The following is a 17333-nucleotide window of genomic DNA, read 5'->3' as shown; positions in this document are numbered from 1 at the left end:
CCGAGTCGCCTTTCGGTGCCACGATGGGCACATGAGCACCGGCAGTCTCACCACCACCGACCTCGACGAGCAGGACGCCGTCTCGACGGAGGTCCGCGACATGAGCTCGGAGGAGGCCGCGAGCGAGGCCGCCGAGGTCAGCTCCTTCACGAGCACGGTGCCCACCCGGCGCATCCCCGCGCGGGCACCCAACGGGCGGTTCGTCGGGGCCGCGGGGCCGAGCGACGACGAGGACGACCTGCCGGCCGACCGCTACCTCGAGCGCGAGCTGTCCTGGCTGCAGTTCAACGAGCGGGTGCTCCAGCTGGCCATGGACCCTGCGGTGCCCCTGCTCGAGCGCACCCGCTTCCTCGCGATCTTCGCCAACAACCTCGACGAGTACTTCATGGTGCGCGTCGCCGGCCTCAAGCGGCGCATCGCGACCGGCCTCGCCGTGCGCACCGCCGCAGGGCTCGAGCCACGTGAGCTGATCGAGCGCATCGCCCGGCTCGCGCACGAGCTGATGCAGCAGCACGCCGGCGTCTTCCAGCACGACGTGCGGCCCTCGCTCGAGGACGAGGGCATCACCATCGTCCGCTGGGACGACCTCGACGAGGACGACCGGGAGCCGCTCCACTACTTCTTCGCGGACCGGGTCTTCCCGGTGCTGACGCCGCTCGCCGTCGACCCGGCGCACCCGTTCCCCTACATCTCCGGCCTGTCGCTCAACCTCGCGGTGCTGCTCCAGAACCCCAAGACGGGCAGCGAGCACTTCGCCCGCGTCAAGGTGCCACCGAGCCTGCCGCGCTTCATCCTCGTCGAGGAGGACATCGACGCCGAGGTCGAGCGCAAGCGCTTCGTGCCGCTCGAGGACGTCATCGCGAGCCACCTCGACCAGCTCTTCCCCGGGATGCTCGTGCAGGAGCACTTCAGCTTCCGCGTGACCCGCAACGAGGACCTCGAGGTGGAGGAGGACGACGCCGAGAACCTCCTCACCGCGCTCGAGAAGGAGCTGACCCGCCGCCGGTTCGGGCCGCCGATCCGCCTCGAGGTCGAGGACGACATGGACCCCAAGGTCCTCGACATGCTCGCCCGCGAGCTGCAGATCAGCGACCGCGAGATCTACCGGCTGCCGACCCCGCTCGACCTGCGTGGCCTGTTCACCGTCGCCGACGTCGACCGCAGCGACCTCGAGTTCCCCAAGTTCTTCCCGCGCACGCACCCGGACTTCGCTCCGACCGAGAGCGCCAAGGCCATCGACCTGCTCACGGCCGTTCGGCAGAAGGACGTGCTCGTCCAGCACCCCTACAACTCGTTCTCCACGTCGGTGCAGGCCTTCATCGAGCAGGCCGCGAACGACCCGAAGGTGCTCGCGATCAAGCAGACGCTCTACCGCACCTCCGGCGACTCGCCGATCATCGACGCCCTCATCGACGCCGCCGAGGCCGGCAAGCAGGTCCTCGCCGTCGTCGAGATCAAGGCCCGCTTCGACGAGGTCAACAACATCTCCTGGGCCCGACAGCTCGAGCAGGCCGGCGTCCACGTCGTCTACGGCGTCGTCGGCCTCAAGACGCACGCCAAGCTGTGCCTCGTCGTGCGCCAGGAGTCCGAGGGGCTCGTGCGCTACTGCCACATCGGCACCGGCAACTACAACCCGAAGACGGCTCGCGTCTACGAGGACTTCGGCCTCTTCACGACCGACCCGCAGGTCGGCGAGGACCTCTCTCGCCTCTTCAACCTCCTGTCCGGCTTCGCGCCCCGCAGCAGGTTCAAGCGCCTCCTCGTCGCCCCGAGGTCGGTGCGGTCGGGCCTCATCGACCTCGTCGACGAGGAGATCGACATCCACGAGTCGCGGCACAAGGACGCCCCGGCCGGGCGGATCGTCATCAAGGCCAACTCCATCGTGGACGAGGCGCTCATCGACGCGCTCTACCGGGCGAGCATCGCCGGGGTCCAGGTCGACATCTGGGTGCGCGGCATCTGCGCCTTGCGCCCCGGCGTCGAGGGCCTGTCCGAGAACATCCGCGTGCGCTCGATCCTCGGCCGCTTCCTCGAGCACTCGCGCGTCTTCTGGTTCGACCACGGCGGCGACCCGCAGGTCTACATCGGCAGCGCGGACATGATGCACCGCAACCTCGACCGCCGGGTCGAGGCCCTCGTGCGCATCGTCGAGCCCGGGCACCTCGTCGAGCTCGCCGACCTCATCGACCTCGCCTTCGCCGAGACCACCTCCCGCTGGGACCTCGGCTCCGACGGTCGCTGGGTGCGCCACCACCTGTCCGAGGCCGGCGAGCCTCTCGACGACCTGCAGGAGAAGCTCATCGAGCGCCACGACCGGCGACGCCGCAAGGCCCGCCGCCGCTGAGGCTCACTGCTCGGCGACTCGACGGCCGTCGCGCGCGGCTGCGGTCAGAACGGGCACGGCACTCAGTCGGTCACGGTGTCACCGTGGCGATGGGCTACCCGCCACTGGCCGTGCTCGCGTCGGTACACCTGTGTCGCTCGCAAGGTGTACGTCCGTGGCCGACCGTCGACGGAGGCCGACGTGTGCTCGAGGCCTGCGGTGTAGGCCATGTCGCCCGCCACGTCATGTGCCAGCAGCTCGAACGCGTACGACGTGCAGTCGGAGAACGACCTGCCGAGGGACGCGAACAGCTCGTCGAGCTCACGCTGCCCCTGCGCGCTGCGCCAGGCCCCGAGCACGCTCACGGGCTCACGGCGCGACCACAGCGCCCGTCGGGGCCCGGCGTCACCGTTGTGCAGGGCCAGTTCGGCGTCGTACAGCTCGGTCTTCACCCAGGTGAGAAAGTCGTCGTCGTCGCTCATCGTTCCATGATGCGCCGCCCGCGTGCTCGCGCGCCGCGCTTCGGCGACCTCGACGACCTGCTCGGCTGACCGGCATACGGGCAGGTTGGGCCGGTCGGGGCGCCTCGTGGCGCCGCATCAGGCAGACTGGCGCGCGTGGCCTCAGTGATCCCCGCCGCCGGCACGCTGCCCTGGCGGCGTCGCGACGGACGTCTCGAGGTCGCCCTCGTGCACCGGCCGAAGTACGACGACTGGTCCTGGGCCAAGGGCAAGCTCGACCCCGGTGAGCACCCGTGCGTCGCCGCCGCCCGCGAGACGCTGGAGGAGACCGGGCTCGTCGTGCGCCTCGGGGTGCCCCTGCCGTCGGCGGAGTACCCCGTGCTCGACTCCACGGGCGGCCCTGCCACGAAGCAGGTGCACTACTGGACCGCACGCGTCACGGGCGGCACCGGTGTGCTCGAGCACGAGATCGACGAGGTGGCGTGGGTCGACGTCCGTACCGCCCACGACCGCCTCCACTACGCCCGCGACCGCGAGCAGCTGCTCGCCCTCGTCCGCGCCGAGCGTGCCGACGAGCTGCGCACGTGGCCGCTCGCGTTCGTGCGCCATGCGAAGGCGACCCCGCGCGGCAAGTGGGAGGGCGACGACCGGCGTCGGCCGCTCGATGCCGTGGGGCGCGCGCAGGCGGCCAGCGTCGCCGCCGTGCTCGGGTCCTACGGCGTGACCCGCGTCGTCTCCTCCTCCTCGGCCCGCTGCGTCTCCACCGTCGAGCCGTATGCCGCTGGGCAGGGCCTGCGACTGCGCACCCGTGACGTGCTGTCGGAGGAGGGGTTCGCCGAGAGCCCCGTCGGTGCGGTCGCCCAGGTGCAGCGGCTGCTCGAGCGCGGCGACCCGGCCGCCCTCTGCAGCCACGGTCCCGTGCTGCCGACCCTGCTCGGCCTGCTCCACACCCGGGTGGACCACTCGCCGGAACGCGGCGGCGTCGCGGACGCCCTGCAGGGCGCGGCCGACGAGGACATGCACAAGGGCGAGGTGCTCGTCTGCCACCTCGTCGGACGTGGCGAGGACGCGCGCGTCGTCGACGTCGAGCGCATCGACACCTGAGACCGGACGGGGTCTGCGAGGCTCCCCAATCCTTCATCGTCGGCCGGTCCGGGCCGCGCCGCATCCCGAGCCGGCGCCGCACCCCAAGACGTCGCCCCTCGTTCACCCTGCGTTAACCGCACGTGGACGACTCGTCATCCTGCGCACCTATGTTCGCCGTGGATCAACGTCCAGCAACGTCGCTCGGATCTGCCGAACGACCACCAGGTACACCCCATCGAGAGGGATCACACTCGTGTCTGTTTCGCGTATCAGCGCTCTCGGCGCCATCGCCCTGTCCGGCGCTCTGGCGCTGTCGGCCTGCGCGTCCGAGAACAACGGCGCCGCTCCCGGCGCCGGCTCGACCGCTGCTGGTTCCACCGCCGCCGGTGACTGCTTCAGCGGCGACCTCAAGGCCGAGGGCTCCTCGGCCCAGAAGAACGCCATCGACGAGGCCATCAAGGCGTACCAGACGGCCTGCGCCGACGCCAACATCGACTACCAGCCCACCGGCTCCGGCGCCGGCATCAAGCAGTTCATCGCCAAGCAGGTCGACTTCGCCGGCTCCGACTCGGCCCTCAAGACCGAGCCCAAGGACGGCAAGATCGAGGCCGACGACGCCAAGGCGGCCTGCGGCACCGAGGCCTGGAACCTGCCCATGGTGACCGGCCCCATCGCGATCGCCTACAACGTCAAGGGGGTCGACAAGCTCGTGCTGAACGCCGAGGTGGCCGCGAAGATCTTCGACGGCAAGATCACCACCTGGAACGACCCGGCCATCGCCGCGCTCAACAAGGGCGTCACGCTTCCCGCCACGCCGATCAAGGTCTTCTTCCGCTCCGACGAGTCGGGCACGACCGAGAACTTCACGAAGTACCTCAAGGCCGCCGCTCCCGACGCCTGGTCCTACGAGACCGGCAAGAAGTGGACCGGCAAGGGCGAGGGCAAGGAGAAGTCGGCCGGCGTCGCCACCGCGACAAAGGGCCAGGACGGCGGCATCACGTACGTCGAGCTCTCCTACGCCCAGCAGAACCAGCTGGCGATGGCCCAGATCGACACCGGCTCCGGCCCCGTCGAGCTGACCGCCGAGTCGGCCGGCAAGACGATCGCCACGGCCAAGCAGACCGGCTCCGGCAACAACCTCGCGCTCAAGATCGACTACGCCACCAAGGAGGCCGGGGCCTACCCGATCGTCCTCGTGACCTACGAGATCGTCTGCTCGAAGTACGCCGACGCCGAGACGGGCAAGAAGGTCAAGAGCTTCCTCAAGACCTTCGCCTCGGACGAGGTCCAGAAGGGCCTCGAGGCCAAGGGCTACGCCCCGCTCCCGACCGAGGTCGCGACCAAGGTCCAGGCCGCGGTCGACGCGATCTCCTGACCACCTGACCCGGCCGGAGCGATCCGGCAGGGTCGTCCACGCAGGGGTGGGCGCCGAACCCGGCGTCCGCCCCTGCGCCAGTACGACGCACATCGAAGGAAGAGGCCTCCACGTGTCGACAGTGACGGGTGTGTCCGCCGCGGACCAGACTCCCGGGCCCGACGGGCGCAGACCCTTGCAGGCGGACCACGCGTCCACGGGGCGCGTCGGCGACCGGCTCTTCGGTGGCGCCGCCACGGTCTCGGGTGTCTTCGTCATCGTCCTCGTGACCCTGATCGCCATCTTCCTCATCGTGCAGGCCGTGCCCGCGCTGATGGACAACTCGGCGAACTTCTTCACCAGCCGGGTGTGGGCACCCGGCGGCGAGCAGCCCGCCTTCGGCATCCTCGAGTTCCTGTGGACGACCGTGACCGCGTCGGCCATCGCCATGCTGCTCTCGGTGCCGGTCGGCGTGGCCGTGGCCCTCTTCCTCACCCAGTACGCCCCCACCTGGATGCGCCGCCCGGCCGCGAGCCTCGTCGACCTCCTCGCGGCCGTCCCCTCGATCGTCTACGGCCTCTGGGGCCTGATCGCCTTCGCGCCCGTGTTCAAGCCGGTGCAGTCGTTCATCGAGGACAAGCTCGGCTGGTTCCCGCTCTTCGCCCCCACGGGCATCAGCGGCGGGACCATCTGCTTCATCGGCGTCGTCCTGGCCATCATGGTCCTGCCGATCGTCACCGCACTCTCGCGTGAGGTCTTCGACCAGACGCCGACCGCGCACAAGGAGGGCGCGCTGGCGCTGGGCGCGACCCAGTGGGAGATGATCCGCACGTCCGTCCTGCCCTTCGGGCGACCCGGCGTCATCTCCGCCTCGATGCTCGCCCTCGGCCGGGCGCTCGGCGAGACCATCGCCGTCACGTTTCTCGTCTCGGCCCTCGCCGACGGCAACCCCTGGTCCTGGTCGCTCTTCAACGGCGGTGAGACCTTCGCCTCGAAGATCGCGAACAACGCCTCGGAGTTCAGCAACCCCAACAAGACCGGCGCCTACATCGCGGCCGGCCTCGTCCTGTTCGTGCTGACCTTCGTCGTCAACAGCATCGCCCGCGTGGTCATCGAGCGCAGGAAGGCCTTCACCGAATGAGCACCGCCACCGACCGCCGCCTCCCCGACGACCGCGTCCCCGACGACCAGGTCGCCTCCGGGGACACCTCGACCCCGCCCGGTGGCCGATCGGGTCGCGACGCGCTGTCCGAGATGAGCAACCCCCACCGGGCTCGCGCGGTCAAGGACGTCGTGGCCCGCGTCGTCATGTGGGCCGCCTTCTTCCTCGCCGTCGTGCCGCTCGTGTGGATCCTCGGCACCGTGATCGGCAAGGGCTTCCACATGCTCACGACGTCGACCTGGTGGACCGGCAACCAGCGCAACGTCAACTCCGACGACTTCGGTGGCGGCGCTCGTCACGCCATCGAGGGCACGCTGCAGATGGTCGGCATCACCGCGCTCATCGCGGTGCCCATCGGCATCCTCACCGCCGTCTACCTCGTCGAGTACGGCCGCGGGCACCTGGCCCGGGTGATCAGCTTCACCGTCGACATCCTCTCGGGCGTCCCGTCCATCGTCGCCGCGCTGTTCATCTACGCGATCTGGGTGACGGCCTTCGGCTTCAGCCGCTCGGGGTTCGCGGCGGCCCTCGCCCTCGTGCTGCTCATGATCCCCGTCATCGTCCGTTCGACGGAGGAGATGCTCAAGCTCGTGCCCAACGAGCTGCGCGAGGCCTCGTACGCGCTCGGGGTGCCGAAGTGGGCGACCGTCGTCAAGATCGTCCTGCGCACCGCGTTCTCGGGCATCGTGACCGGCGTGCTCCTCGGCATCGCCCGCGTCATGGGTGAGACGGCGCCGCTGCTGATCCTCGCGCCGTACACCAAGAACTTCCAGCGTGACCTGTTCAACGGCAACTTCCCGACGCTGCCGATGATGATCAACCAGGACCGCGGCGACTTCGCGCTCGCGACCGCCGCCGAACGGATGTGGGGCGCGGCGCTCACGCTGATCCTGCTCGTGCTCCTCCTCAACGTCATCGGCCGCGTCATTGCGCACTTCGGCGCCGTCAAGAAGTAAGAGAAAGCGATACCTGAACGATGGCAAAGCGAATCGACGTCAGCGACCTCAACGTCTACTACGGCGGCTTCAAGGCCGTGGAAGGTGTCTCGATGACGGTCGAGCCCCGGTCCGTCACGGCCTTCATCGGCCCGTCGGGCTGCGGCAAGTCGACCTTCCTGCGCACCCTCAACCGGATGCACGAGGTGATCCCCGGCGGGCGCGTCGAGGGCAAGGTCATGCTCGACGACCAGGACCTCTACGCGGCCTCGATGGACCCCGTGACCGTGCGCCGCACCGTCGGCATGGTCTTCCAGCGGCCCAACCCCTTCCCGACGATGTCGATCTACGACAACGTCGCGGCCGGGCTGCGGCTCAACGGCGTCAAGAACAAGAAGACCCTCGACGGCATCGTCGAGCAGTCGCTCAAGGGCGCGAACCTCTGGACCGAGGTCAAGGACCGCCTGAGCAAGCCGGGCGCCGGGCTCTCCGGTGGCCAGCAGCAGCGGCTCTGCATCGCCCGGGCCATCGCCGTGCAGCCGCAGGTGCTGCTCATGGACGAGCCGTGCTCGGCGCTCGACCCGATCTCGACGCTGGCGATCGAGGACCTCATCAACGAGCTCAAGAACGACTTCACGATCGTGATCGTCACCCACAACATGCAGCAGGCGGCGCGCGTCTCCGACCGCACGGCCTTCTTCAACCTCAAGGCCACCGGCGAGCCGGGTCGGCTGGTCGAGGTCGACGACACGACGCGGATCTTCAACAACCCGACCGAGCAGGCCACCGAGGACTACATCTCCGGCCGCTTCGGCTGAGCCACGAGGCCGCTCGGGCCGACGGCCCGCGGCCACGGACGACAGTGCCCACTCGACCTCGACGGTCGGGTGGGCACTGGTCGTATGCCGGTGGCGCGGTCAGCGGAAGATGGCGGTCACGTACCAGGCGGCGACTGCGACGAGGCCGGCGCCGGGGAAGGTGAGCACCCACGCGCCGACGATGTTGCCGGCCACGCTCCAGCGCACCGCCGAGAGCCGCTTGGTCGCGCCGACGCCCATGATCGCCGAGGTGATCGTGTGCGTCGTCGAGATGGGGGCCCCGAGCGCGAGGCCGGCGACGTAGAGGATCGACGCCGCCGTGGTCTCGGCCGCGAAGCCCTGCGGGGGCGTGAGGTCGATGATCCGCCGACCCAGCGTGCGCATGATGCGCCACCCACCGGCATACGTGCCCGCGGAGATCACGAGGGCCGAGAGCACGAGGACCCAGATCGGGACGGTGGTGCTGTTGTGGTAGCCAGAGATGTTGAGGGCGAGCAGCACGACACCGGCGGTCTTGGCGGCGTCCTGGAGGCCGTGGCCGAAGGCCATCGCGGCAGCGGACGCGGTCTGCGCCAGGCGGAAGCCGCGCGTGACCCGGCCCGGGTTGGCGTTGCGGAAGATCCAGAAGATGGCCGTCATGAAGAGGTAGCCGACGACGAGCCCGATGAGTGGTGAGGCGATCATCGGGATGATGACCTTCTCCCAGATGACGGCCCACTTCACGGCGACGCCGGCCACGAGCGCAGCGCCAGCGAGACCGCCGATGAGGGCGTGAGACGAGGACGAGGGCAGGCCGAACCACCAGGTCAGCAGGTTCCAGCCGATGGCGCCGATGAGGGCTGCGGCGACGAGCCAGAGCCCGTCGACGCCCTCGGGCTGCTCGATGATGCCCGAGCCGATGGTCGCGGCCACCTTGGAGCCGAAGAAGGCCCCGAAGAGGTTGGCGATGGCGGCCATGGCAAGCGCCACGCGAGGCGTCAGGGCCCGGGTCGAGACCGAGGTCGCGATCGCGTTGGCGGCGTCGTGGAAGCCGTTGGTGTAGTTGAAGCCCATGGCCAGCGCGATGACCGCACCGACCCCGAGGACGGGGATGGTTGTGTCCATCAGCGGGTCAGGACTCCTTGACCGCGATGCCCTCGACCACGTGGGCGACCTTCTCGAACGCGTCGGCGGCGTTCTCGAAGCCGTCGACGATGGCCTTGACCTTGATCACGTTGACCGGGTCGGGCGAGTTGTTGAAGAGGGCGGCCACCATCTTGCGGTGCAGGGAGTCGGCCTGGTTCTCGAGGCGGTTGATCTCGATCCAGTAGCTCTTGAGGTCCTTCAGCGAGCGCAGCCGCGGCATGGCTTCGGCGGTCACCTCGGCCATGCGGGCGAGGATCTCGAACTGCTCGGCAAGACCCTCGGGGATCTCGCCCATGCGGTAGAGCACGATGAGGTCGGCGGTCTCCTCGATGTAGTCCATGCAGTCGTCGAGCGACGCGGCGAGGTTGTGGATGTCCTCGCGGTCGAAGGGCGTGATGAACGAGCTGTTGACCTTGTTGATGAGCTCGTGCGTCGCGTCGTCGGCGGCGTGCTCGAGGTCCTTGAGCCGGTCAGCCACCGCCTGCCGCTTCGAGGGCTCGACCTCGAGGAACCGGGTCAGCTCCCGGGTCGCCTCGACGAGGAGTTGGGCGGAGGAGGTGAAGAGGGAGAAAAAGCTCGTGTCCTGGGGTGTGAGGCGAAAACCCACGGGGGCGCTCCGGTCGATCGAGGTCTGGTCCGGGAAGATGCTACGGCGTCTGAGTCACTCCGGCGCAACCCGGCGTCAATCCGGCGTTCACGCCGGACCGACCGGGCGGCTCGGGAGCTGCGTGCAGGAAGGCGCCCACAGCACCCGGTTCGGCGTGCGGACGGGAACGGGTCACTCGGCCGGGTCGGCGAGCGACGGCCCCGAGGCCCGTGAGCCGTCGGTGCTGGGGATCTCAGGGGAGGAGGCGTCGGCGGCTGCCGCGGGCCCGGCCGCTGGGTCGCCGGGGTCCTCACCCGGTATGCCGAGCAGCTCGTCGACCTCGTCGGGCGTGAAGTGGCGCGGGCTGGAGGACGCCGCCACCACGAGGTCGCTCACGAGCTCGATCTCGTCGGCGAGTGCGACATCGAGCAGGTCTCCGGACCGCTCCTCCTCGGGCGTCATGGGTCCAATCTAGGTGCCGACCCCGGGGCCCGTGGGGGGAAGCCCCAAACGAGATGAGGGCGTGGCGCGTGCTATCGGGGTGGGCCGTGAACGACCGTGACGTGACGGCGACCGAGGTTGCGTCGGGTCGGGAGCGCCTCTCGGCACTGGGCCGCTCGTAGCGGCTGAATTTGGGACCCGGGGCTACCACGACCCGACGCGCGTCCAAGAATAAAGCCGTCCGAACGGATCACCAAAGACGCGCTGACGCAAGCCCCGACGACTACGAGCCGCCTCAGTCCAGCGCGTCGGCCCGCCACAGGCGCGCGCACACGGTGAGGTCCTCGGCCATGACGAGGACGTTGGCGGCCTGCTCGGCGGACTCGTCGCCCGACGAGATGTCGGCACGGCCGGCCGAGACGACGCGGCAGAACGCCGAGGCCCGCTCGAGGGCGACGGCGAGGTCGCCCTCGAACACACCGCGCAGCACCTCGTCGATGACCCGCCCCATCTCCTGGGGCCCCGGCGGCTCGGCCGCACCGGCGACGGCGTGGTTGGGGCCGGTGAAACGGATGCCGGCGGCATACTCCCGGCTCGCCTCCTCAGGCGCCCGCTGCACCCACTCACGCAGCACGTAGAGACGCCAGAGCGCTCCCGGGAGCGACCGGGCGGGGCGCTGTGACCACAGCTCGGCGAGCGTCGACAGGCCGATGTCGTCGACGAGCGCGACGAGCTTCTGCGTCACGGCCGGGTCGGACGCCGCACGTCCGGCGTGGACGAGCGCGAGGGCCGTCTCGTGCGCGACGTGGATCTGCTCCGTCGGGTCGTAGGCGGGACCGTGCGCCTCGAGGGCGGCCTCGCTGAAGAAGGCGGGCCGCCTCGGGGCGTGGTGGTCGCTCTCACTCATCCCCGCAGGCTAACCCCCGGCGCCCACGCCAGGCTCGTCCCGGCGGGCTCCTACACCGGCTGGAGGCGCTCGGCACGACGCTGCCCTCGTGGGCGACGACCGGCCGGCGCTGACTCGCGTCAGCTGACGGCCCCCGGGGGCGTGCCGTCCGCCGGGCCGACGAGGACGACGTGGAGGGTACGGGGTCCGTGGACACCCTCGACGCGGCTCAGCTCGATGTCGCTCGTCGCCGACGGGCCGCTGATCCACGTCGTCGGACGCGCCGGGTCGAGACGTCGCACGGCAGCCGGGACGTCGTCGACGACCTGGTCGGCGCGGACGACGCACACGTGCACGTCGGGCACGAGCGTCAGCACCCGTCGCCCCTCCCCCGCCCCGTGCGAGAGCACGATCGTCCCGGTCGTCGCGATCGCGACGGTCGCCGTCGTGACCACGGCCGTGGTCGCGTCGAGCTCCGCGGACGACAGGCCGGCGTCGGGGACCGCGCCGGGGACGGCATACGGCATCCCGTCGGGGACGACGACGGTGGCACGTTCGGGCAGGGCCGCGGCGATGGCCGCGGCGACGCCCTCGGGCGGGCACCGCACGACGGTGGCGCGGTAGTCGGCGACCCGCGCGGCGAACAGGTCGACGTCGCCCTCCCGCTCGGGCCGGTCGAGCGGTGGGACCTCGACCGGGCGACGCGCGGTGGCGACGGCACCCCGGACGGCCGCGAGGATCTCGTCGCGCGCACTCATCGGGTGCCTCCGTCCGTGCGCTTCCACCAGGCCCGGAAGGACTCCCGAGGCGGAACCGGGAGGTCGCGCGCGTCGGTCCAGGCGGCACCGGGACCGGGGAGGCGACCGACCAGGCGGCGGCCACCGGCACGACGGCCGCGACGGGTCAGGGAGGAGAGGGCGTCGAGAGCACGGCCCGCGAGGCCGGACGCCTGCTCGGCGGCCGCGAGCCGGCCGCCCGACCCGAAGGCGGCGGCCGCGGCTCGCATGGCGAGCGCCTCGGGCTTGGGGACCCCCGACCGGTGGGCGTCGACGACCTGGGCGCGCAGGTCGACGAGGACGCTCGGGATGTCGATGCGCACGGGGCAGGCCTCGAAGCACGCCCCGCACAGCGACGACGCGTACGGCAGCGAGTCGGTCTGCTCGTCGTGGCCGACGCCCTTGAGGAGCGGGTTGAGGATGGCGCCGATGGGCCCCGGGTAGACCGAGCCGTACGCGTGCCCGCCGGTTCGCTCGTAGACCGGGCACACGTTGAGGCAGGCCGAGCACCGGATGCACCTCAGGGCCTGCCGGCCGACCTCGTCGGCGAGCGCGCGGGTGCGGCCGTTGTCGAGGAGGACGACGTGCACCTCCTGCGGGCCGTCGCCCGGAGTCACGCCTGACCACGTCGAGGTGTAAGGGTTCATCCGCTCACCCGTCGACGAGCGCGGCAGCAGGGTGAGGAAGACGTCGAGCTCGGTCCACGTCGGCACCACCTTCTCGATGCCGACGACCGACACGAGGACCTCGGGGAGGGTCAGGCACATGCGGCCGTTGCCCTCGGACTCGACGACGACGAGGGTGCCGGAGTCCGCGACGGCGAAGTTGGCGCCACTGACCCCGACCTTGGCGCGGAGGAACTTCTCGCGCAGGTGAAGGCGGGCCGCCTCGGCCAGGCGCACCGGGTCGTCGGTGAGGTCGGCCGGAGCGGGGCGGCCGACGCGCGCCATCTCCCGCTCGAAGATGGCGCGGATCTCGGCGCGGTTGCGGTGGATGGCGGGCACGAGGATGTGGCTCGGGAGGTCGTCGCCGAGCTGGACGATGAGCTCGGCGAGGTCGGTCTCCCACGCCGAGATGCCCTGCGCCGCAAGGTGTTCGTTGAGCTCGACCTCCTGCGTCGCCATCGACTTGACCTTGACCACCTCGTCGACGCCGTGGGCCCGCGCGACCTGCGCCACGACCTCCGACGCCTCCTCCGCGGTGCGCGCCCAGTGCACGACGGCGCCGCGCGCGGTGAGCGACTCCTCGAGCCGGACGAGGTGCTCGTCCAGGTGGAGCAGGACGTCGTCCTTGATCGCGGCGGCACGGAGCCGGAGCGCCTCCCAGTCGTCGAGCTCGGCGACGACGGCGGCTCGCTTGGCGCGGATGGTCGTCGTCGCGTGGGCGAGGTTGGCACGCAGCTGCGTGTCCGCGAGGGCGGCACGAGCGGCAGTGGGGAACGGCGGCATACCGACGAAGGTGCGGCTCATCGGGCGGCCCCGGCGCGTGTCGCGCCCTCGGTCGACGCCAGCACCTCGGCGAGGTGCATCACGCGGACCCCGGCCCGCTGGCGCGTCAGCAGGCCACCGATGTGCATGAGGCACGAGCTGTCGCCGGCGACGAGCACCTCGGCCCCGGACTCGCGCACGTGCCGAGCCTTGTCGGCGCCCATCGCGACGGAGGTGTCGGCGTTCTTCAGTGCGAAGGTGCCGCCGAAGCCGCAGCACTCCTCGGCCCGCGGGAGGTCGAGCAGCCGGAGGCCCCGGACCGCACGGAGGAGCCGCTCGGGACGGTCGCCGACGCCCAGCATCCGCAGCGAGTGGCACGTCGGGTGGTAGGTGACGGCGTGCGGGAAGGACGCCCCCACGTCCTCGACGCCGAGGACGTCGACGAGGAACTCGGACAGCTCGTGCACCCGCGGGGAGATCTCGGCGACCGCGGTCGCGAGGCCGGGGTCACCGGAGCGTCGCGCGACGATCGAGTGCTGGTGGCGCGCGGATCCGGCGCACGACCCCGACGGCGTGACGACGGCGTCGTAGCCCTCGAAGGCCCGCACGAAGCTGCGGACGACCGGCACGGCCTCGTCGAGGTAGCCGGTGTTGACCATCGGCTGACCGCAACAGGTCTGAGCGGCGGGGAACTCGACGTCGACGCCCAGCCGGCGCAGCAGCGTCACCACGGCCTTGCCGGCATCCGGGAACATCGCGTCGTTGAGGCAGGTCACCATCAACGCCACACGCATACGAACACCCTCGCACAGCGGAGCTCGCCGTCGTCGGTGGACGAGCGATCGACGAGCGGGTGGACGATGGTGGGGACGTCCGCGCCACCGCCGGTGCGGATCCCGGACGGTGGAGGTCGCCATGAGCGTCAAGGTCGAGCTGTCGGAGCTGGGCGAGGCGATGGGGCGCCACGACTACGCGTTCCTCGTGTGTCTCGGGGAGGAACGGCCGCACGTGCTCGGCGTCCGGCCGAGGCTCGACGGCGACCGGCTGGTCGTCGACCGGATCGGCGCGACCGCGACCCGGCTCGTCGGGGATCGCGGCGGCGTGACGCTCGTGTTCCCGCCCCGGGAGGCCGGCGACCGGTCGCTGATCGTCGACGGCACCGTGGCGCAGGTCGGAGACGGCGAGCTCGTGGTCACCCCCGTGGGAGCGGTGCTGCACCGCCCTGCGTGAGGGCGCGCGGGCCCGGATCGGCCGGGCTCGACTGTCCAGCCCTTGTGCAATGTTGAGACTTTGTCTAGGGTCCTCCTGTCGGTCAAGAAGGTGCCGCCACCCACATCCCTGGATGGAGCAGACATGACCGACCCCTCGCGCGGTCCCCGCAAGGACGCCCGCACCCGTGAGCTCATCACCGCCTTCCGCACCTCGGACTCCGAGACGGAGAGGGCGCAGGCACTCGAGACGGTGACCCGGCTGCACATGCCACTGGCCCGGTCGCTCGCCCACCGCTACTCCGGCAAGGGTCTCGACCGCGAAGACCTCGAGCAGGTCGCCTTTCTGGCTCTGCTCAAGGCGATTCGGCGTTTCGACCTGTCCCACGAGACGGAGTTCGGCGCCTACGCGACGCCCACCATCACCGGCGAGCTGCGCCGCCACTTCCGCGACCACGGGTGGCTCGTCCGTCCCCCGCGCGGCCTGCAGGAGCGGCGCCAGCTCGTCACCGACGCGCGCACCCGCCTCGAGCAGACTCTGGGCCACGAGCCCACGCAGGCCGACCTGGCCGCGTCGCTCGAGCTGACGCTCGAGCAGGTCAAGGAGGCGCAGGTCGCCTCGACGAACCTTCGGCCGGCGTCGCTCGACGCGGCCACGACGGAGGGCGGGCGCCCTGTCCTCGACCTCGTCGACGCCCGCGCCGAGCACCAGTCCGACCCCGGCCTCGACGACGGCATCGTCGTCCGGACGGCGCTCAAGCGACTGCCCCCACGTGAGCAGGAGATCGTCGAGCTGCGCTTCGCGCACGACATGACGCAGGCCGAGATCGCCCAGACGATGGGCCTGAGCGCCATGCAGGTCAGCCGCCTGTTGCGCCGGGTGCTCGCCGAGCTGCGCACCCACCTCGAGACCGAGGAGCTCATGAGCGCCTGACCGCGCGCTCCCTCCGTGCACCCGGACCCGGGCGAGACCCGCACCGCAGACGACGGCGGCGCGGGTCTCGTCGTCCGGCGACCTTCGGACGCCCTCACGAGGCGGACGTCGACCGTCCGGGACCCTGCCTACGGTCGGTCCATGAGCACCGAACCGATGACGAACCAGACCCCGTGGGAGCCACCGCTCGCCGGCACCGACGTCGAGCAGCTCGTGGGCTCCCTCGAGCGGATGCGAGCGACCTTCCGCTGGAAGGCCGACGACCTCGACGGCGCCGGCCTGCGGACCCGCGTCGGAGCCTCGAGCCTCACCCTCGGCGGCCTCCTCAAGCACCTCGCCGCGAACGAGGACTACATCTTCACGCACAAGCTGCGCGGCGAGCCCATGGGCGCCCCGTGGGACGCGACCGGCTGGGACGGCAGCGACGACTGGGACTTCGAGTCGGCCGCTCAGGACTCCGCCGAGAGCCTTTACGACCTCTACGACGGAGCCGTGCAGCGATCACGCACCCGGCTCCGCGCAGCGCTCGACGCGGGCGACCTCGACCAGCCCGTCCACGCCTCGATGCCCGACGGCCGGCACGCCAACCTGCGTCGCCTCGTGTCCGACTTCGTCGAGGAGTACTCCCGTCACACCGGTCACGCCGACCTGTTGCGCGAGGCCGTCGACGGACGCGTGGGTGAGGACCCGCCCGACGGCTGGACACCCAGGTCCGGTCACTTCACCTTCGCCTGACGTCAGCCGGGCCGCCCAGCGAGCGACCCGGCAGACGCCATCGGGGTGACGCCGACGGTGTCAGTGCTGGTACGTGCCGTGGACGACGGCGCGGCCGAGCGACTTGAAGGCGAGGTTGAACGACACGACCGCCGGAGACACCGAGTCGTCGACGCCGAGTGTCGGCTCCGACACGGCGTGGACGACGAAGAAGTAGCGGTGCGGCATGTCGCCCTTCGGGGGCGCGGCACCCATGAAACCCTTCTCACCGCTGTCGTTGCGCACGTGGAAAGCCTTGCCCGGCAAGGCTCCCGAGGCTGCGCCGGTGTCGAGCGACGTCACGTCGGCAGGCACGTCGACGAGCACCCAGTGCCAGAAGCCCGACGGCGTCGGGGCGTCGGGGTCGAAGCAGGTCACGACGTAGCTCTGCGTCCCCTCGGGCGCACCGCTCCACGACAGCTGCGGGCTGGTGTTGCCCGCGGCCGCCACCTGGTCGTCCCCGAGCGGCGCCCCGTCGGTGACGTCGGCGCTCGTCACCGTGAAGGACGGCACCGGCGGAAGCAGGTCGTAGGGGTTGGGGGCGACCGGTCGGTCCAGGCTCATGCGGTCCTCCTGCGAGTCGTTGACGTCTGCACCCTACCCACCGAGTGCGTATGCCGTCCCGGGCCGAGAGCGCGTCCCCGACCCTCGCCTTCCCCGCCATCTCACCCCGCGGGGGTGACGCCCGAGCGGGGTGTCGTGCGCGCACAATCGGCCATGAGACGCATTCCTGCCTTGGCCAGCGCGCTTGCCACCCTGGCCGTGATCTCGGTCCTCGCCGCGTGCTCCGGCAGCGGGTCAGTCAACCTGCCGACGACGCTGCCGAGCGTCGAGCGCTCATCGCAGCCGTCCGCCAGCGAACCGGCGGCGAGCGAACCGGCGGCCAGCGAGTCGGCGACGAGCGATCCGGCACTCCCGGCACTGCCGACCCGGACGGTCCCGACCGAGACCCAGACCGTGACGGAGACCGCCACGCAGACGCAGACGAAGACCGAGACGCAGACGCAGACGGAGACGAGGACGGCCACGGTGACTCGGACCGAGACCGAGACCGCCAC

General features: G+C 70.9%; 19 protein-coding genes. 9 read left to right on the top strand and 10 right to left on the bottom strand.

Annotated elements, in window-relative coordinates:
* Positions 1-31: 31 nt before the first annotated feature.
* The gene (locus ASD90_RS04590; protein ID WP_056752201.1) at positions 32-2344 is read left to right on the top strand and encodes an RNA degradosome polyphosphate kinase; all 2313 of its coding nucleotides are present in this window, start codon (positions 32-34) and stop codon (positions 2342-2344) included.
* 62 nt (positions 2345-2406) lie between these two features.
* Here the strand turns inward: ASD90_RS04590 and ASD90_RS04585 are convergent, their stop codons facing one another.
* Entirely contained in the window at positions 2407-2805 is a 399-nt protein-coding gene (locus ASD90_RS04585; RefSeq protein ID WP_056752194.1) for a nuclear transport factor 2 family protein, read from the bottom strand.
* A gap of 135 nt (positions 2806-2940) precedes the next feature.
* Between ASD90_RS04585 and ASD90_RS04580 the strand changes: the two genes are divergently transcribed.
* The 5 genes from ASD90_RS04580 (at position 2941) to pstB (ending at position 8139) form a co-directional block, all read left to right on the top strand.
* Entirely contained in the window at positions 2941-3888 is a 948-nt protein-coding gene (locus tag ASD90_RS04580; protein WP_056752192.1) for an NUDIX hydrolase, read from the top strand.
* 235 nt (positions 3889-4123) lie between these two features.
* Positions 4124-5245: a phosphate ABC transporter substrate-binding protein PstS gene (gene pstS, locus ASD90_RS04575; RefSeq protein WP_056752189.1), complete on the top strand. Its 1122-nt coding sequence runs from the start codon at positions 4124-4126 to the stop codon at positions 5243-5245.
* Positions 5246-5375: 130 nt separating this feature from the next.
* Positions 5376-6365 carry a phosphate ABC transporter permease subunit PstC gene (gene pstC / locus ASD90_RS04570; protein WP_369793559.1) on the top strand — a complete coding sequence of 330 codons (990 nt, stop codon included), beginning with the start codon at positions 5376-5378 and terminating at the stop codon, positions 6363-6365.
* A complete protein-coding gene (gene pstA, locus ASD90_RS04565) occupies positions 6362-7342 on the top strand; it encodes a phosphate ABC transporter permease PstA (protein ID WP_056752183.1) in 981 nt (326 codons plus the stop codon). Before pstC ends, pstA begins: the two co-directional genes overlap by 4 nt.
* Positions 7343-7362: 20 nt before the next feature.
* Positions 7363-8139, top strand: a complete 777-nt coding sequence (gene pstB, locus ASD90_RS04560; RefSeq protein WP_056752180.1) for a phosphate ABC transporter ATP-binding protein PstB — start codon at positions 7363-7365, stop codon at positions 8137-8139.
* Positions 8140-8238: 99 nt separating this feature from the next.
* Here pstB and ASD90_RS04555 read toward each other — a convergent pair whose 3' ends face one another.
* From ASD90_RS04555 to ASD90_RS04525, 7 genes are all read right to left on the bottom strand, one after another.
* On the bottom strand, positions 8239-9243 hold the full coding sequence (locus ASD90_RS04555; protein WP_056752176.1) for an inorganic phosphate transporter: 1005 nt from the start codon (positions 9241-9243) through the stop codon (positions 8239-8241).
* Between the two features lie 7 nt (positions 9244-9250).
* Positions 9251-9871 carry a DUF47 domain-containing protein gene (locus ASD90_RS04550; protein WP_056752173.1) on the bottom strand — a complete coding sequence of 207 codons (621 nt, stop codon included), beginning with the start codon at positions 9869-9871 and terminating at the stop codon, positions 9251-9253.
* 171 nt (positions 9872-10042) lie between these two features.
* A complete protein-coding gene (locus ASD90_RS04545; RefSeq protein WP_157610697.1) occupies positions 10043-10312 on the bottom strand; it encodes a hypothetical protein in 270 nt (89 codons plus the stop codon).
* A 274-nt stretch (positions 10313-10586) separates the two neighbouring features.
* A complete protein-coding gene (locus ASD90_RS04540) occupies positions 10587-11198 on the bottom strand; it encodes a hypothetical protein (protein ID WP_056752170.1) in 612 nt (203 codons plus the stop codon).
* Positions 11199-11317: 119 nt separating this feature from the next.
* Entirely contained in the window at positions 11318-11935 is a 618-nt protein-coding gene (locus tag ASD90_RS04535; protein WP_056752167.1) for an LUD domain-containing protein, read from the bottom strand.
* Positions 11932-13422 carry a lactate utilization protein B gene (locus ASD90_RS04530; protein ID WP_056752166.1) on the bottom strand — a complete coding sequence of 497 codons (1491 nt, stop codon included), beginning with the start codon at positions 13420-13422 and terminating at the stop codon, positions 11932-11934. The genes ASD90_RS04535 and ASD90_RS04530 overlap by 4 nt, the downstream gene beginning before the upstream one ends.
* Entirely contained in the window at positions 13419-14174 is a 756-nt protein-coding gene (locus tag ASD90_RS04525) for a (Fe-S)-binding protein (protein ID WP_056752163.1), read from the bottom strand. The genes ASD90_RS04530 and ASD90_RS04525 overlap by 4 nt, the downstream gene beginning before the upstream one ends.
* Before the next feature lie 121 nt (positions 14175-14295).
* Between ASD90_RS04525 and ASD90_RS04520 the strand changes: the two genes are divergently transcribed.
* The 3 genes from ASD90_RS04520 (at position 14296) to ASD90_RS04510 (ending at position 16257) form a co-directional block, all read left to right on the top strand.
* Positions 14296-14610, top strand: a complete 315-nt coding sequence (locus ASD90_RS04520; protein ID WP_157610695.1) for a pyridoxamine 5'-phosphate oxidase family protein — start codon at positions 14296-14298, stop codon at positions 14608-14610.
* 123 nt (positions 14611-14733) lie between these two features.
* A complete protein-coding gene (locus tag ASD90_RS04515) occupies positions 14734-15522 on the top strand; it encodes a sigma-70 family RNA polymerase sigma factor (RefSeq protein ID WP_056752160.1) in 789 nt (262 codons plus the stop codon).
* 141 nt (positions 15523-15663) lie between these two features.
* Positions 15664-16257 (top strand): DUF664 domain-containing protein, encoded by a 594-nt coding sequence (locus tag ASD90_RS04510; protein ID WP_235506384.1) that lies wholly within the window; start codon positions 15664-15666, stop codon positions 16255-16257.
* A 60-nt stretch (positions 16258-16317) separates the two neighbouring features.
* Here ASD90_RS04510 and ASD90_RS04505 read toward each other — a convergent pair whose 3' ends face one another.
* Both ASD90_RS04505 and ASD90_RS23340 read right to left on the bottom strand, forming a co-directional pair.
* Positions 16318-16839, bottom strand: a complete 522-nt coding sequence (locus ASD90_RS04505; protein WP_056752157.1) for a YbhB/YbcL family Raf kinase inhibitor-like protein — start codon at positions 16837-16839, stop codon at positions 16318-16320.
* A gap of 101 nt (positions 16840-16940) precedes the next feature.
* Entirely contained in the window at positions 16941-17333 is a 393-nt protein-coding gene (locus ASD90_RS23340; protein WP_162260170.1) for a hypothetical protein, read from the bottom strand.

It is taken from the genome of Terrabacter sp. Root181 (genome assembly GCF_001428505.1).
Taxonomy (GTDB): domain Bacteria; phylum Actinomycetota; class Actinomycetes; order Actinomycetales; family Dermatophilaceae; genus Terrabacter.
Note: the sequence above shows the minus strand (reverse complement) of the source record. Positions and strands in the feature narration are given on the sequence as shown.

Coding starts and splice junctions, on each gene's coding strand:
- ASD90_RS04540 (WP_056752170.1), bottom strand. CDS start 11,198: ATGAGTGAGAGCGACCACCACGCCCCGAGGCGGCCCGCCTTCTTCAGC.
- pstA (WP_056752183.1), top strand. CDS start 6,362: ATGAGCACCGCCACCGACCGCCGCCTCCCCGACGACCGCGTCCCCGAC.
- ASD90_RS04590 (WP_056752201.1), top strand. CDS start 32: ATGAGCACCGGCAGTCTCACCACCACCGACCTCGACGAGCAGGACGCC.
- ASD90_RS04510 (WP_235506384.1), top strand. CDS start 15,664: ATGAGCACCGAACCGATGACGAACCAGACCCCGTGGGAGCCACCGCTC.
- ASD90_RS04515 (WP_056752160.1), top strand. CDS start 14,734: ATGACCGACCCCTCGCGCGGTCCCCGCAAGGACGCCCGCACCCGTGAG.
- ASD90_RS04545 (WP_157610697.1), bottom strand. CDS start 10,312: ATGACGCCCGAGGAGGAGCGGTCCGGAGACCTGCTCGATGTCGCACTC.
- ASD90_RS04505 (WP_056752157.1), bottom strand. CDS start 16,839: ATGAGCCTGGACCGACCGGTCGCCCCCAACCCCTACGACCTGCTTCCG.
- ASD90_RS04585 (WP_056752194.1), bottom strand. CDS start 2,805: ATGAGCGACGACGACGACTTTCTCACCTGGGTGAAGACCGAGCTGTAC.
- ASD90_RS04520 (WP_157610695.1), top strand. CDS start 14,296: ATGAGCGTCAAGGTCGAGCTGTCGGAGCTGGGCGAGGCGATGGGGCGC.
- pstB (WP_056752180.1), top strand. CDS start 7,363: ATGGCAAAGCGAATCGACGTCAGCGACCTCAACGTCTACTACGGCGGC.
- ASD90_RS04535 (WP_056752167.1), bottom strand. CDS start 11,935: ATGAGTGCGCGCGACGAGATCCTCGCGGCCGTCCGGGGTGCCGTCGCC.
- ASD90_RS04530 (WP_056752166.1), bottom strand. CDS start 13,422: ATGAGCCGCACCTTCGTCGGTATGCCGCCGTTCCCCACTGCCGCTCGT.
- ASD90_RS04525 (WP_056752163.1), bottom strand. CDS start 14,174: ATGCGTGTGGCGTTGATGGTGACCTGCCTCAACGACGCGATGTTCCCG.
- ASD90_RS04555 (WP_056752176.1), bottom strand. CDS start 9,243: ATGGACACAACCATCCCCGTCCTCGGGGTCGGTGCGGTCATCGCGCTG.